The organism is Variovorax paradoxus, from assembly GCF_022009635.1.
In the GTDB taxonomy this organism is placed as follows: domain Bacteria; phylum Pseudomonadota; class Gammaproteobacteria; order Burkholderiales; family Burkholderiaceae_C; genus Variovorax.
On record NZ_CP091716.1, the window covers coordinates 4,047,050 to 4,060,948 of the forward strand.

Annotated in this window: 14 protein-coding genes; 6 read left to right on the forward strand and 8 right to left on the reverse strand. The window is 68.2% G+C overall.

What is annotated here, in order from left to right:
- Positions 1-13: 13 nt before the first annotated feature.
- A complete protein-coding gene (locus L3V85_RS18780; protein ID WP_414080235.1) occupies positions 14-1,063 on the forward strand; it encodes an agmatine deiminase family protein in 1,050 nt (349 codons plus the stop codon).
- A 21-nt stretch (positions 1,064-1,084) separates the two neighbouring features.
- Here L3V85_RS18780 and L3V85_RS18785 read toward each other — a convergent pair whose 3' ends face one another.
- The 6 genes from L3V85_RS18785 to mltG form a co-directional block, all read right to left on the reverse strand.
- Positions 1,085-1,765, reverse strand: a complete 681-nt coding sequence (locus L3V85_RS18785; protein ID WP_237674257.1) for an ankyrin repeat domain-containing protein — start codon at positions 1,763-1,765, stop codon at positions 1,085-1,087.
- On the reverse strand, positions 1,762-2,568 hold the full coding sequence (locus L3V85_RS18790; RefSeq protein ID WP_237674258.1) for a TatD family hydrolase: 807 nt from the start codon (positions 2,566-2,568) through the stop codon (positions 1,762-1,764). The genes L3V85_RS18785 and L3V85_RS18790 overlap by 4 nt, the downstream gene beginning before the upstream one ends.
- An 87-nt stretch (positions 2,569-2,655) precedes the next feature.
- The gene (locus L3V85_RS18795; RefSeq protein WP_237674259.1) at positions 2,656-3,042 is read right to left on the reverse strand and encodes a PilZ domain-containing protein; all 387 of its coding nucleotides are present in this window, start codon (positions 3,040-3,042) and stop codon (positions 2,656-2,658) included.
- Positions 3,039-4,052, reverse strand: coding sequence for a DNA polymerase III subunit delta' (locus L3V85_RS18800; protein ID WP_237674260.1), 1,014 nt, complete (start codon positions 4,050-4,052; stop codon positions 3,039-3,041). The genes L3V85_RS18795 and L3V85_RS18800 overlap by 4 nt, the downstream gene beginning before the upstream one ends.
- Positions 4,049-4,720, reverse strand: a complete 672-nt coding sequence (gene tmk / locus L3V85_RS18805; RefSeq protein WP_237674261.1) for a dTMP kinase — start codon at positions 4,718-4,720, stop codon at positions 4,049-4,051. Before tmk ends, L3V85_RS18800 begins: the two co-directional genes overlap by 4 nt.
- Positions 4,717-5,739 (reverse strand): endolytic transglycosylase MltG, encoded by a 1,023-nt coding sequence (mltG, locus tag L3V85_RS18810; RefSeq protein ID WP_237674262.1) that lies wholly within the window; start codon positions 5,737-5,739, stop codon positions 4,717-4,719. Before mltG ends, tmk begins: the two co-directional genes overlap by 4 nt.
- A 117-nt stretch (positions 5,740-5,856) precedes the next feature.
- Here mltG and L3V85_RS18815 point away from each other — a divergent pair, with 117 nt between their 5' ends.
- Together L3V85_RS18815 and L3V85_RS18820 are read left to right on the forward strand one after the other, a co-directional pair.
- A complete protein-coding gene (locus tag L3V85_RS18815) occupies positions 5,857-6,792 on the forward strand; it encodes a YgfZ/GcvT domain-containing protein (RefSeq protein WP_237674263.1) in 936 nt (311 codons plus the stop codon).
- Between the two features lie 145 nt (positions 6,793-6,937).
- On the forward strand, positions 6,938-7,834 hold the full coding sequence (locus tag L3V85_RS18820) for a hypothetical protein (RefSeq protein ID WP_237674264.1): 897 nt from the start codon (positions 6,938-6,940) through the stop codon (positions 7,832-7,834).
- 14 nt (positions 7,835-7,848) lie between these two features.
- Here L3V85_RS18820 and L3V85_RS18825 read toward each other — a convergent pair whose 3' ends face one another.
- Both L3V85_RS18825 and L3V85_RS18830 read right to left on the reverse strand, forming a co-directional pair.
- The gene (locus tag L3V85_RS18825) at positions 7,849-8,724 is read right to left on the reverse strand and encodes a YbgC/FadM family acyl-CoA thioesterase (protein WP_237674265.1); all 876 of its coding nucleotides are present in this window, start codon (positions 8,722-8,724) and stop codon (positions 7,849-7,851) included.
- On the reverse strand, positions 8,721-9,701 hold the full coding sequence (locus tag L3V85_RS18830; RefSeq protein WP_414080135.1) for an alpha/beta hydrolase: 981 nt from the start codon (positions 9,699-9,701) through the stop codon (positions 8,721-8,723). Before L3V85_RS18830 ends, L3V85_RS18825 begins: the two co-directional genes overlap by 4 nt.
- A gap of 134 nt (positions 9,702-9,835) precedes the next feature.
- On the opposite strand from L3V85_RS18830, the gene L3V85_RS18835 reads away from it, so the two are divergent.
- The 3 genes from L3V85_RS18835 to L3V85_RS18845 all read left to right on the forward strand — a co-directional run bounded on the left by L3V85_RS18835 (position 9,836) and on the right by L3V85_RS18845 (position 13,898).
- Positions 9,836-10,972: an iron-containing alcohol dehydrogenase gene (locus tag L3V85_RS18835; RefSeq protein ID WP_237674266.1), complete on the forward strand. Its 1,137-nt coding sequence runs from the start codon at positions 9,836-9,838 to the stop codon at positions 10,970-10,972.
- 140 nt (positions 10,973-11,112) lie between these two features.
- Positions 11,113-13,455 (forward strand): type VI secretion system Vgr family protein, encoded by a 2,343-nt coding sequence (locus tag L3V85_RS18840; RefSeq protein WP_237674267.1) that lies wholly within the window; start codon positions 11,113-11,115, stop codon positions 13,453-13,455.
- Positions 13,452-13,898 (forward strand): hypothetical protein, encoded by a 447-nt coding sequence (locus tag L3V85_RS18845; RefSeq protein ID WP_237674268.1) that lies wholly within the window; start codon positions 13,452-13,454, stop codon positions 13,896-13,898. The genes L3V85_RS18840 and L3V85_RS18845 overlap by 4 nt, the downstream gene beginning before the upstream one ends.
- Position 13,899 lies beyond the last annotated feature (1 nt).

Below are 13,899 nucleotides of genomic sequence, written 5' to 3' on the forward strand. Positions count from 1 at the left end.
CCTGCTGGCCGGCATGGGCCTCGCGCCCCTGGCTTTGGCAGCGCCGTCGATGGCCGCAGCCGAGTCGTGGCACATGCCCGACGAAGGCGACCCGCATCGCGCCACCTGGATGTCTTTCGGCCCCAGTGAAGAAGTCTGGGGCCGGCGCCTGCTGAAACCGGCACGCGAGCACCTGGCCGGCATCGCGCGCACCATCGCGGCCTTCGAGCCGGTGCGCATGCTGGTCAACGAGGAAGATCACGACCTGGCGGCCCGACTGTGCGGCAACAAGGTCGAACTCGAAGTGCAACCGGTCGACGACCTCTGGATGCGCGACACCGGCCCGGTGTTCGTGCGCAATGCCGGGGGCCAATGGGCCGGCGTGGATTTCAACTTCAACGGCTGGGGCCGCAAGCAGGCCCACGAGCGTGACGCCGAGGTGGCCGAGTACGTGACGGACGCTGCCGAGGTGCAGCGGCTGCGCACCCGGCTCGTGCTGGAAGGCGGCGGCATCGAGGTCGACGGCGCGGGTACGGCCATCATCACCGAGAGCTGCGTGCTCAATGCCAACCGCAACCCCGGCCTGAACAAGGAAGCCTGCGAAGCCGAACTCAAGCGACTGCTGGGCTTGCGCAAGATCATCTGGCTGCCGGGCATTGCCGGGCGCGACATCACCGACGGCCACACCGATTTCTACGCCCGCTTCGCCTCGCCCGGCGTGGTGGTGGCAGGCCTCGACGAAGACCCCGGCTCCTACGACCGCGCCGTGACCCGGCGGCACCTGGAGATCCTGAAGCAGGCCACCGACGCACACGGCCAGAAGCTGCGCGTGGAGGTGCTCAAGGGGCCGGAGTCGGTGCGAAAGAAGCTGGAGACGCCCGAGTTCGCGGCGGGCTACATCAACTTCTACGTGTGCAATGGCGCTGTGATCGCACCGCAGTTCGGCGATGCGCGGGCCGATGCCAATGCGCGCTCATTGCTGCGGGAGCTGTTCCCGAAGCGCGAGGTGGTTCAGCTCGACATCGACGGGATTGCCGCGGGCGGCGGCGGCATCCACTGCACGACGCAGCAGCAGCCGCGCTGAGGTAGCCGCCTCAGCGGCGGCTTACCACTTGCCGTCCTTGGGCACGGCCTTGGCCGCATTGGCTCGCGCGCCGGCAGCCGCGGTGATCATCGAAGCGGCTTCCGCGCGGTTCGCCTTGTTCGCGAAATCGACGGCCGTCATGCCCAGCTGGTTCTTCATGGTCGTGTCCGCGCCCTCGTCCAGCAGCAGCTTCACCGCGTCGTTGGAGCCGTACATGGCCGCCATCATCAGCGGCGTGGTGCCGTTGGGTGACTGTGCGTCGATGAACGCAAAGTTCTCGAGCAGCACTTTCATGATCGCGATCTGGCCGCTGGTAGCGGCGTAGTGCAGCGGCGTCCAGCCTGTCTTGTTGACGGCGGCGTCGCGCTTGAGCAGTTGCGCGACCACGTCCTGCTGGCCCTTGATCGCCGCCAGCATCAGCGGGGTTTCGTCCTTGGGGCTGGCGATGTCCACGTTGGTCTGCGGCGCGTCGATCAGCACCTTGATGACCTTCGGCGAGGGCTCGCGCAACGCGATGAGCAGGCCGGTCTGGCCGTGTTCGTCCAGCGTGTTGGGGTCGAAGCCGCGCTGCAGCAGGCTGCGCACGCCGCTGGCGTTGTCGCCGCGCACGGCCCGGAAGAAGTCTTCGAAAGAACCGGCATGCGCCGCAAAAGATGCAGCAATGACAATGAGATAAATCGATTTCTTGAAGTAGTTTTTCATGATTTGACTTCCCTGAACAATGTTTCGAAGTTGTCGCTCGTGGCCTTGGCGACGGCTTCCACCGGCAGCTTGCGCAGCTCGGCGATCTGCTGCGCCACATAGGGCACGTACGACGGATTGTTGGTCTTGCCGCGGTAAGGCACCGGCGCGAGGTACGGGCTGTCGGTCTCGATCAGCATGCGGTCGAGCGGCACGAAGGCAGCCACGTCGCGCAGGTCCTGCGCCTTCTTGAAGGTCAGGATGCCGGAAAACGAAATGTAGAAACCCAGGTCGAGCGCCGCGCGCGCCACCTCGGCGGTTTCGGTGAAGCAATGGAACACGCCGCCGGCCGCCTTGCCGGCGCCGTCCTCGCCCTCTTCCTTGAGGATGGCCAGCGTGTCGGCCGAGGCCTCGCGGGTGTGGATCACCAGCGGCTTGCGCGTCTGCTGCGCGGCGCGGATGTGCACGCGGAAGCGGTCGCGCTGCCATTCCATGTCAGAGATGCTGCGGCCGCCCTTGCGCTCTTCCATCTGGTAGTAGTCGAGGCCGGTTTCGCCGATGGCCACCACGCGCGGGCGGGCCGACAGCCGCACCAGGTCTTCGACCGTGGGCTCGGCGATGTCCTCGTTGTCGGGGTGCACGCCCACGCTGGCCCAGAAGTTGTCGTAGCTGGCGGCCAGCGCCTGCACGTCGTCGAATTCCTCGAGCTTGGTGCAGATGCACAGGGCCCGATCGACCTGCGCGGCGGCCATGGCGGCGCGGATCTGCGGCATCTGGTCCGCGAATTCGGGAAACGTGAGGTGGCAGTGGGAGTCTGTGAACATCGGAAATGAAATGGTGCGCGGCACCGGCCCGGGTTGTGGGAGACGGCGCCGTGTACGGAGTTCCGCGTCACGAGGACGGCGGGGAACTCAAATGGTCTGTGTCGGGCGGTCGGAGGCCATGGAGCCGCCCAGCGCCGCTTCGATGCGCGCCTTGAGCTGGCGCGACTTCTCGTCGGAAGGAAAACGGATGCCCACGCCCGGCGCCCGGTTGCCGGCGGCACGCGGCGGCGTGATCCAGGCCACCTTGCCGGCCACCGGATAGCGCTGCGGGTCTTCGGGCAGCGTGAGCAGCACGTAGACGTCGTCGCCCAGACGGTATTCGCGCGAGGTCGGGATGAAGATGCCGCCTTCCGCGAACAGCGGGATGTAGGCCGCATACAGCGCGCCCTTCTCCTTGATGGCGAGCTGGATGACGCTCGGCCGTGCCGGTACGGGGGCTGCTGCGGGCGAAGCGGGGTTGGCGGGTTGGTTCATGGGCGACGAGCGGCAGAGTTTAGGGTCGTTCGCGCCTCGCTCACAAGCGCTTCGAGCATGAGGCCGGCATTGAACGGGTGTTCCGCCGTCCTGGCGGCACTGGCCAGCGACTTCGACCAGCGCGCCAGCGCCAGCCTGGAAGGCGCCGCCGGCAGGTCGGCGGCATCGAAGAACCGGGGTTCGGCGCCGTTGCCGACCGCCATCAGGTCGTGGCAGAGCTTCTGCAGCGCGCCCACGGCCTGGGCGGGCGCGTGGTCGGCCAGCGCGCCCACGTCGCCGCGCGACATGGCCTTGGGCAGCAGCGACCAAGCCTTGGGCGACTGGCCGGAGCGGGCCAGCCTCAGGGCATCGCTCGGCCTGCCGCCGGCCGCGCGCAGCAGTGCCGCGGCATCGGCGGCGGGCACATCCTGCGCGGCGAGCCAGGCTTCGGCCTCGGCGGTCTCGGGCCAAGGCAGCGTGAAGCCCAGGCAGCGGCTGCGGATGGTCGGCAGCAACTGCCAAGCGGCCTCGCTGGCGAGCACGAAACGCACGTCGCCCACGGGCTCCTCGAGCGTCTTGAGCAGCGCATTGGCGGTGATGGTGTTCATGCGCTCGGCCGGATACACCAGTACCACCTTGCCGCGTCCGCGCGCGCTGGTGCGCTGGGCGAAGCCGACCGCGTCGCGCATTGCTTCGACACGTATTTCCCGGCTGGCCTTGCGCTTCTTGTCGTCGATGTCGGCCTGGGCCTTTTCGTCGAGCGGCCAGCCGAGTTCCTGCATCGCGACTTCGGGCATCAGCACGCACAGGTCGGCATGAGTGCGAACCTCGATGGCATGGCAACTCGCGCAATGGCCGCAGGCTGTGCCTTCGGCTGTCGGCTGCTCGCACAGCCATGCGGAGGCCAGCGCCAGGGCCAGTTCGTACTGGCCGATGCCCGACGGCCCCTGCAGCAGCCATGCGTGACCGCGCTGGCGAAGCAGCTCGGCCAGCGGCCGGCGCAGCCAGGGGGACAGTGCCTGGGCGCTCATCGTGCAGCCCCGCCCAGCGGTTGCAGCACGCCGCGCGCCAGCAGCGCGGTCTCGACCTGCTGCCAGACCTGGTCGCGCGCCTGGCTGGCGTCGATGCGCACGAAGCGCGCCGCGTCGGCGGCGGCACGGGCCGCATAGCCCTGCGCCACGCGGCGGAAGAATTCGACCGGCTGGGCCTCGAACTTGTCCGGCACGCGCGCGCCGGCCAGCCGCTGCGCGGCGATCTCGGGCGCCAGGTCGAACCAGAGCGTGATCCGCGGCTGCAGCAGCGTGGACGCGGGCAGCCCCGCCCTCCCCGCCTGCACCCATTGCTCGAGCGTCGACAGCACGGCCGCATCGAAGCCGCGCCCCGCGCCCTGATAGGCGAAGGTGGCGTCGGTGAATCGGTCGCAAAGCACCACGTCGCCACGCGCCAGCGCCGGCTCGATGACGTGCGCCACATGGTCGCGCCGCGCCGCGAACACCAGCAGCGATTCGGTCAGCGGGTCCATCGGCTGTTCCAGGATCAGGCCGCGCAGTGTTTCGGCCAGCGGCGTGCCGCCGGGCTCGCGCGTGCGCACGACCGCGCGGCCCTGGGCCTTGAACAGCGCCTCCAGCGCGTCGAGATGGCTCGACTTGCCCGCGCCGTCGATGCCTTCCAGCGTCAGAAACAGACCTTGCTCGCTCATTGGGTTGCCTTGGGTTTGGGATCGCCACCGCCGCGCTGGTAGCGATTGACCGCGCGGTTGTGGTCGTCGAGCGAGTTGCTGAACTGGCTGGTGCCGTCGCCGCGCGAGACGAAATACAGCGATTTGCTTTGCGCCGGCTGCACGGCCGCCAGCAGCGCCGCCTTGCCGGGCATGGAAATCGGCGTGGGCGGCAGGCCGCCGCGGGTGTAGGTGTTCCAGGGCGTGTCGGTCTGCAGGTCTTTCTTGCGCAGGTTGCCGTCGAAGGCGGTGCCCATGCCGTAGATGACAGTCGGGTCGGTCTGCAGCGGCATGCCGATGCGCAGGCGATTGGCGAAGACGGCCGCGATTTCCGCGCGGTCGTTGGCCTTGCCTGTCTCCTTTTCGACAATGCTGGCCAGGATCAGCGCCTCGTCTGCCGACTTGAGCGGCAGATCGGAGGCGCGGGCGGCCCAGGCGGCTTCCAGCTTCTTGTCCATGGCCCGCATCGCGCGCTGCAGCAGGGCGACGTCGGTCGAACCCTTCGAATAGGTGTAGGTGTCAGGGAAGAAGCGGCCTTCGGGGTGAACGCCCGGCCTGCCGAGCCTGGTCATGAGCGCCTCGTCGGTCAGGCCGACGCTGTCGGGCTTGAGCTGGTCGGCCTTGGCCAGCGCGGCGCGCACCTGGCGGATGTTCCAGCCTTCGACCAGCACCACGCTGCGCGTGGCTTCCTCGCCGCGCACCAGGATATTGAGCAGCAGCTTGGGCGTGACGCCGCGCTCCAGCTCGTAGCTGCCGGCGCGCATCTGGCGGTCTTGGCCCGACACGCGGAACCAGAGATAGAGCAGTTGCGGCTGCACGTCGACACCGGTATCGGCCACTGCCTGCGCGATGCCGCGCGGCGTGGTGCCGGGCTCGACGGACAGGTCGACGCTGGGCGCTGGCAGCTTGAGCGGCTGGTGCACCCACCAGAGGCCGGCGCCGCCGAGCGCAAGCGCGGCCAGGGCGGCAAGCAGGAAAAGCGTGAGGAAAAAGCTGCGCACGGATCCGATGTGGGGGAAGACGGAAGAAAGAAGAAGAAAAAACGGGTAGCCCCGCGTGCCGCAGGGAGGGAGCCCCTGCCGCTCCGAAGGAACAGGCCCGGCCATGATAATTCAGCGATGACCACTGTCGTTCTCAATGGCGTGACCGCCCTCTCCCCCGCCGGCCACCTCGGCGTGATCCGCGCCGAGGGCCCCGATGCCGCCAGTTTCCTTCACGGCCAGCTCACGCAGGACTTCTCCCTGCTCGGCGCCGCCGACGCCCGGCTGGCTGCCCTGTGCACTGCCAAGGGCCGTGTGATCGCGAGTTTCATCGGAATCAAGCCGCAAGCCGAGCTGATTCTTCTGGTGTGCAGCCGCGACATCCTCGCCGCCACCCTCAAGCGCCTGTCGATGTTCGTGCTGCGCGCCAAGGTCAAGCTGACCGACGCCACCGACCGGTTCGCGCTCTACGGCCTGGCCGGCACCGCGCTGACTGGCAACGGCCTCGATGCCTCGCTGCCGCCCGGCAAGCGCATATCCGTTGGCGACGACGTGAGCGTGGTGTCGCTCTACCCGGCCGACGGCGTGCCGCGTGCGTTGTGGATCGCCCCGGCCGGCCAGCCTGCGCCAGTCGGCCCTGCGCTCGACGACAGCCTCTGGCAGTGGAGCGAGGTGCGTAGCGGCATCGTCACCTTGACCACCCCCGTCATCGACGCCTTCGTGCCCCAGATGATCAATTACGAGTCGGTGGGCGGCGTCAACTTCAAGAAGGGCTGCTACCCCGGCCAGGAAGTGGTGGCGCGCAGCCAGTTCCGCGGCACGCTGAAGCGCCGTGCCTACCTCGTGCAGGCCGATGCGCCCGTGAGCGCCGGCCAGGAAGTGTTCGCGGCCAACGATGCAGAACAACCCGTGGGCACCGTGGCGCAGGCAGCGCCCGCGCCCGGCGGCGGCTGGGCGGCGCTGGTGTCGATGCAGATCGCGGCGCTTGAGGCCGGTGACCTGCGCGCGGGTACGGCCGACGGGCCGGCGCTGGCTGTAGAGCCGCTGCCCTACCCGCTGCTCGAAGACATCTGATTTTCCGGACCCCCAACGCCCCTGGAAAAGGGGGCGTTCGGCGCTGTCGAACAGGCAGCGCCATTTTTTTTCGTGTCGCCTAACCCCGTTGCCGAAGCTGCGCCGTAGAAGCCTGCACAGATCAACTCCCGGCAAGGAAGACACCATGCAGCGCAGACTTTTCTCCACCGCCCTGGCCCTGACGGCCATGGCTTCTTTCGCGGGCGCCGCACAAAGCCAGGAACGGCCCTACATTCCGCCTCCGCCGCCCAGCCTCGTCGGCTCGCTGATGCAGGTCGGCGTGGTCGACCGCAGCACGGGCGCCGAGCTGCCGGTCTACCGCCATCGCGGCGAATACTGGGTGGCCGGCCGCCCCGGCGCGCGCTACGCCATCCGCGTGCGCAATGCGATGGGCGAACGCATCATGGCCGTGATGTCGGTGGACGGCGTGAACGTGGTCACCGGCGAAACCGCGGGCGTCGGGCAGAACGGCTATGTCTTCGGCCCGCGCGAACGCAGCGACATCACGGGCTGGCGCAAGAGCGATTCGCAGATCGCGGCCTTCGAGTTCGCGGCGGCCGGCAATTCCTACGCGAGCCGCACCGGCCGCCCCGACGACGTGGGCGTGATCGGCGTTGCCATGTTCCGCGAGCGCATGCCCGAGCCGCCGCCGCCCGTCGTCGTGCCCTATCCGCGCCGCGACGAATACGGGGAACGCGAGCGCCGCGGCGATTCTCCATTGGCCAAGGCCGCTCCGGCCCCGGGCGCAGACGCGTCGGCCGCCGCCGAAGCGCCTGCGGGCAGCGTGGCCCGACAGTCGGCGCCAAGCCCGAGCCTGGGCACCGCGCACGGCCGTCGCGAGACGTCCTATGTCGGCAAGACCACTTTCGAGCGCGCACGGTCGTCGCCCGACGAGGTGATCCGCATCCGCTACGACAGCCGCGAGAACCTCGTGGCCGCGGGTGTGATTCCCCAGCCGCGACGCTGGCCGCGCCCGGCCGGTCCGTCGGCGTTCCCGGGCACCGACAACGGCTACGTGCCGGACCCGCCGCCGCGTTATTGAAAAAAGAGTGCCGCTCAGCCCAGCGTGCGGCGCATCTCGATGTGCGGAATGCCGGCTTCCTCGAAGCCGTCGCCATGCGACACATAGCCGAGTCGCGCATAGAAGCGCTCGGCGCTTCGCTGTGCGTTCAGCGCCACCACGCGGTCGCCGCGCGCGCGGGCCGCTTCTTCGAGCGCCTGCATCACCGCCGCGCCATGTCCGCCGCTGCGCAGGTTGCGGTGGACCGCCATGCGGCCGATGTGCGAGACACCGTCTTCGGCGTGCAGCAGCCGGCCGGTGGCGATGACCTGCCCCAGCCGGTTGCGCGCCACCGCGTGCAGCACCTTCGCGTCGTGTTCGTCCCACTCCAGCGATTCGGGAATGTTCTGCTCCTCGACGAACACCGCGCGCCGCAACGCACCGGCCGATTCGCCCAGCGTGGCCCAGTCGCCCGTCTCCACCGTGCGCATCGGCTCACCGGCTTCGTAGCCGGCGAGCAGGCTGCGCAGTTTCTCGGGCACCGGCTTGGAAGTTTGCGTGGCCGGGTCCGCGAACACGTACACCAACTCGCAGCCGACCAGGAACTGGTCCTGCCGGAACAGGCCGCCCTCGAACACCATCGACGAATTGCCGATGCGCGCGCAGCGCATGCCCACGTCGAGCATGTCGTCCATGCGGGCAGACGCGCGGAAGTCGATCGTCGCCTTGCGCACGTAGAGGTCGCCGGCCAGCGAGTGCATGGATTCCTCGTACGGCAGCGCGAGCGCGCGCCAGTAGTCGGAGATGGCCGTGTCGAAATACATCAGGTAGTGCGCGTTGAACACGATCTTCTGCATGTCGACCTCGGCCCAGCGCACGCGCAGGCGGTGGAAGAAACGGAAATTCTTGCGGTGGGTGGCTGTCTCGCTCATGGTCTCAGTGCTTCCTTGATGGCCCGGGCCGCGTCGTCCTGCGCCGTCAGCGCCTCCGGGATCGCGCGTCCCATCTTGATGAATTCGTGGATCACGCCCCGGTAGATCTCCAGGTCGACCGGCACGCCCGCGGCGCGCAGCTTGTCGGCGTAGGCGATGCCTTCGTCGACCACGGCATCGCACTCGGCCAGCCCGATCCATGCGGGCGCGACGCCGTCGACATCGTCGGCCAACAGCGGCGCGAAGCGCCAGTCGTCGCGGTCGGCCGGCGTGCGAACGTATTGCGCGAAGAAGAAGTCGATCATCGCCTTCGTCAGCAGCGGACCGTGTGCGTGGCGCAGGTGCGAGGCCGTGTCTTGATGAGCCGTGGTGCCGGGGTAGATCAGCAGTTGCAGCGCCAGCGGCAGGCCCGCGTCGCGCGCCATGATGGCGCAGACCGCGGCCAGCGTGCCGCCCGCGCTGTCGCCCGCCACCGCCATGCGCGACGCATCGAGGCCCAGGCTCGCGCCCTGAGTGGCGATGAATTGGAAGGCGTCCCAGGCATCGTCGGACGCGGTCGGAAACTTGTGCGCGGGCGCGAGCCGGTAGTCGACCGACACCACCGCGCAGCCGCTCTTGAGGCTCAGCACGCGGCACAGCGTGTCGTGCGTGCGGATGTTGCCGACGGTGAAGCCTCCGCCATGAAAGTAGACCAGCACCGGCAGCACCTCGGCCGACGGCGCATACAGCCGCGCGGGAATGGCATGGCCGTCGCGCGCTGCGATGCTGAAGTCTTCGATGCGAGCGAGTTCGGGCTTGGGCACTTCGAGCACGCCCGCGCCTTTTTCATAGGAGGCCTTGGCCTCGGCGGGCGTGAGCTGGTCGAGCGTGGGGTGGCCGGCGCGGGCCATGCGCTCGACCACGCTGGCCATCTTGGCGGTGAGCGGGTGTTGCTGTTGCTGCTTTTGCGCCTGCGTCGTCGGGGGAGTCGTCGTCATGTCGGTAGGAAGGCGGCCATTGCGCACGGTGTGCCGTGCGCGACAGCGGCAAGGGTTTCTTGCGTGGGCAAGACACGCCCCTGTTGGTAGATTTGCACAGTCCGCAATCGTACCGCCCTGCGCATCACCACCCCATGGCACTCATCCAATACCTCACCCAGATCCAGTTCGAATTCGGCGCGATCAAGCTGCTGTCCAGCGAATGCGCGCGCATCGGCATCAATCGCCCGCTGATCGTGACCGACGCCGGCGTGCGCGCCGCGGGCGTGCTGCAGAAGGCGCTGGACGCCATCTCGGATCTGGAAGTGTCGGTGTTCGACCAGACGCCCTCCAACCCGACCGAGGCCGCCGTGCGCGCCGCCGTCGAGCTGTACCGCGGCGGCCGCTGCGACGGCCTGATCGCCGTGGGCGGCGGCTCGGCCATCGACTGCGCCAAGGGCGTTGCCATCGCGGCCACGCACGAAGGCCCGCTCAAGACTTACGCGACCATCGAGGGCGGCTCGCCGCGTATCACCGAGCGCGTGGTGCCGCTCATCGCCGTGCCCACCACCAGCGGCACGGGCAGCGAGGTGGCGCGCGGCGCGATCGTCATCGTCGACGACCACCGCAAGCTGGGCTTTCACAGCTGGTTCCTGATGCCCAAGGCCGCCATCTGCGACCCCGAGCTCACGCTCGGCCTGCCGCCCAAGCTCACCGCCGCCACCGGCATGGACGCCATCGCGCATTGCATGGAGACCTTCATGTCGGCCGCCTTCAATCCGCCGGCCGACGGCATCGGCCTCGACGGGCTCGAGCGTGCCTGGGGCCATATCGAGCGCGCCACCAAGGACGGCAGCGACCGCGAGGCGCGGCTGAACCTCATGAGCGCGTCGATGCAGGGCGCCATGGCCTTCCAGAAGGGACTGGGCTGCGTGCATTCGCTCAGCCACAGCCTGGGCGGAGTCGATCCGCGCCTGCACCACGGCACGCTCAACGCCCTCTTCCTGCCGGCCGTGATCCACTTCAATTCGGGCGCCGACTCGGTGCGCAAGGAGCAGCGCCTGCAGCGCATGGCGCAGGCCATGCACCTCGATTCGGCCGGCGACCTGGGCGACGCCATCCGCGACATGAACGCGCGCCTGGGCCTGCCCAAGGGCCTGGCCGAAGTAGGCGTGACGCCCGCGATGTTCGAGAAGATCATCGACGGCGCCATGGCCGACCACTGCCACAAGACCAACCCGCGCCTGGCCACGCGCGACGACTACAAAGCGATGCTCGAAGCATCGATGTAATGGCTTTTTCTACGCCTGTTTCAGAGGGAAACAGGCCCCTGCCGACGGCTTGTGCGTCATGCATGTGACATGAGGAATTTCTAGACTGGTTCACAAAGGGTTTGCATTTGTGCAAGCCCGCAGGGTCAGGGAAGTTCCGAATGCCGCGTACCGTCCAAGTCCATACCGTCCTCGGCGCCGAGCAACTCAAGTTTCGCGCAATGCGTGGACAGGAGGGCCTCTCGCAACTCTTCGAGTTCGAGGTGGACATGGTCGGCACCAGCTTCAACATCGAGCTCAAGCAGCTGCTGGGCACCTCGCTCACGCTGGAGCTGGCCGACGACGGCGGACCGCGCTTTCTCAATGGCACCGTGGTGCGCTTCGAGCTGGTGGGCCGCGCCAACGAAACCGGCCGCCACTACATCTACCGCGCCCTGGTGCAACCGTGGCTCTGGTATCTCACGCGCACCACCGACTGCCGCATCTTCCAGAACAAGAGCGTGCCCGAGGTGCTCGACGAGGTGCTGGGCAAATACGGCTTCGAGTTCGAGAAGCGCCTCACGGCCAGCTACCGCCCGTGGGAAAACTGCGTGCAGTACCAGGAAAGCGACTTCGCCTTCGTGAGCCGCCTCATGGAGCACGAGGGCATCGCGTACCACTTCGAGCACGGCAACGGCACCCACCTGCTGGTGCTGTCCGACGACACCGGCGGCTATTCGCCACTTCCCGGCCACGCCACCATTGCCTACCGCCCGCGCGACCGTGTGCTCAATGCGATGGAGCCCTGCATCGACCAGTGGCGGGTGTCCGAGCAGATCACCTCCGGCCGCGTGATGCTCGACGACTTCGACTTCAAGAAGTCGCGTGCCTCGCTGCAAAGCGTGCAGCAAGACCCGAAGGGCCACGACCATTCGACCTACGAGGTGTACGAATGGCTCGGCGGCTACAGCGAGCACCAGCAGGGCGACGCCTACGCCAAGATTCGCCTGCAGGAGCTGCAGTGCGCGCACGAGCTGGCCAGGGGCCACACCAACGTCGTGGGCATGGCGCCGGGCTACCTGTTCCAGATGACGCATTGCCCGCGCGAGGCCGACAACCGCGAATACCTCGTCACCGAAACGCGCTACGACCTGCAGGAGCCCGAGTACTCCAGCGGCGGCAGCAGCGAATCGGTGTGCGAGTTCGACTTCACCGTGCTGCCCTCCTCCGTGGCCTACCGCCCCGCGCGCAATACGCCGCGCCCGCGCACCAACGGCCCGCAGACCGCCACCGTGGTCGGCCCCGAAGAAATCTGGACCGACCGCTTCGGCCGCGTGAAGCTGCAGTTCCGCTGGGACCGCTACGGCCAGGGCGATGAAAACAGCTCCTGCTGGGTGCGCGTGTCGAGCAGTTGGGCCGGCGCCAACTTCGGCACCATGCACATGCCGCGCGTGGGCCAGGAGGTGATCGTCGATTTCATCGGCGGCGAGCCCGACCGCCCCATCATCACCGGCCGCGTCTACAACAGCGACCAGATGCCGCCCTGGGAGCTGCCCGCCAACGCCACGGCCAGCGGCATCCTGACCCGCTCGAGCAGCGGCGGCGCGGCCAACCAGGCCAACATGCTGCGCTTCGAAGACCGCACGGGTTCCGAACAGATCTGGCTGCATGCGGAGCGCAACCTCGACGTCGAGGTCGAGGCCGACGAAACCCACACCACCGACGGCACCCGCACCACGCTGATCAAGGGCCACGAGTCGGCCACCTACCAGGACGGCGAGACCCGCGACATCACCGCCGGCGCCAGGGAAACCATCACCGGCGGCGACACCCGCGACGTGACCGGCGGCTTCACCGAAACCGTGAGCGGCGGCGTGAACCAGACCATCTCCGGCGGCAAGACGCGCATGCTCAGCGGCGGGCTGCAGGACACCATCACCGGCGGCGTCAACTCGGCCATCTCCGGCGGCTACCACGGCACCATCGACGGGCAGGAAGTGCGCTTCGTGAGCGCGGGCCGGCAGGACACTATCGACACATCGAACACGGTGCTGGTCAACGGCCCCTCGACCACCACCGTGACCGGCCCGACCGTGCACACCTCGCCGGACGTGACCTTCAACACCACGAACCACATCCACAACACGACGCAGCACGTCATCAACACCACCGTCTACAACACGACGTCGAACACCTACAACAACCTGGCGGTGAGCTACACCAACAACTCGGTCAGCTACACCAACAACTACGCCAAGAGCAGCGACTGGCGGTTGACGCGCTCCGGCGGCGCGGGTTTCCGCTTCGGCGCGGTGGGCATGTCGCTCGACTTCTGGGGCGTGCGCCAGCAGTTCTACGGCATCAACTCGCAGTACGCGGTGCTCAAGGTCGACTTCCTGACCTACAAGATCGCGAACAAGGGCATCGACATCACCAACCAGGCCATGGAAGTCGGCCGGACCGCGGTCCGCTTCTACATGGACGGCATGGCCGCCTATGCGCAGGCCATGCACCTCGTGATGTGACGCCCGGCATGGAGTGGGAGACGCTTCTCTGGGGATTCTTCGCTGTCGTGATGGCCGTGGTGGTGCTCGGCGGCATCGGCGCCGTGGGCTACATGCGCAAGGAAAACGGCCGCTACACGGCTGAAGCCAGGCGCTGGGCTGCACTCGCGCAGTCGGGCCAGCCGGCCGAAGGCGTGGTCAGCAACGTGCGCATGCACCCGAACAACATGACGCGCGGCGGCTCGCGCGGCCAGACGGTCTGCGCGCTGGTGCTCGACGTGGCCTACACCGACGCAGCGGGCGCAACGCACTCGGCCTCCATTCCCACCTTCGTGGAAGACGTGCTGGTGCCGCAGTTCCTCGCGCCGCGGCGCGTCGTTCACCTGCGCTACGACCCGAGCGATCCGGCCTCCGTGGCCATCGACCGCGCACGCACGCCGCTGGAGCTGCCGCGTGCCGACTGAG

What these genes read in the sequence shown, in the direction of transcription:
- L3V85_RS18840 (WP_237674267.1), top strand. Translation starts at nt 11,113, where the DNA reads ATGCCGCGTACCGTCCAAGTCCATACCGTCCTCGGCGCCGAGCAACTC.
- tmk (WP_237674261.1), bottom strand. Translation starts at nt 4,720, where the DNA reads ATGAGCGAGCAAGGTCTGTTTCTGACGCTGGAAGGCATCGACGGCGCG.
- L3V85_RS18825 (WP_237674265.1), bottom strand. Translation starts at nt 8,724, where the DNA reads ATGAGCGAGACAGCCACCCACCGCAAGAATTTCCGTTTCTTCCACCGC.
- L3V85_RS18815 (WP_237674263.1), top strand. Translation starts at nt 5,857, where the DNA reads ATGACCACTGTCGTTCTCAATGGCGTGACCGCCCTCTCCCCCGCCGGC.
- L3V85_RS18820 (WP_237674264.1), top strand. Translation starts at nt 6,938, where the DNA reads ATGCAGCGCAGACTTTTCTCCACCGCCCTGGCCCTGACGGCCATGGCT.
- L3V85_RS18795 (WP_237674259.1), bottom strand. Translation starts at nt 3,042, where the DNA reads ATGAACCAACCCGCCAACCCCGCTTCGCCCGCAGCAGCCCCCGTACCG.
- L3V85_RS18835 (WP_237674266.1), top strand. Translation starts at nt 9,836, where the DNA reads ATGGCACTCATCCAATACCTCACCCAGATCCAGTTCGAATTCGGCGCG.
- L3V85_RS18800 (WP_237674260.1), bottom strand. Translation starts at nt 4,052, where the DNA reads ATGAGCGCCCAGGCACTGTCCCCCTGGCTGCGCCGGCCGCTGGCCGAG.
- L3V85_RS18790 (WP_237674258.1), bottom strand. Translation starts at nt 2,568, where the DNA reads ATGTTCACAGACTCCCACTGCCACCTCACGTTTCCCGAATTCGCGGAC.
- L3V85_RS18830 (WP_414080135.1), bottom strand. Translation starts at nt 9,701, where the DNA reads ATGACGACGACTCCCCCGACGACGCAGGCGCAAAAGCAGCAACAGCAA.
- L3V85_RS18780 (WP_414080235.1), top strand. Translation starts at nt 14, where the DNA reads ATGGGCCTCGCGCCCCTGGCTTTGGCAGCGCCGTCGATGGCCGCAGCC.
- L3V85_RS18785 (WP_237674257.1), bottom strand. Translation starts at nt 1,765, where the DNA reads ATGAAAAACTACTTCAAGAAATCGATTTATCTCATTGTCATTGCTGCA.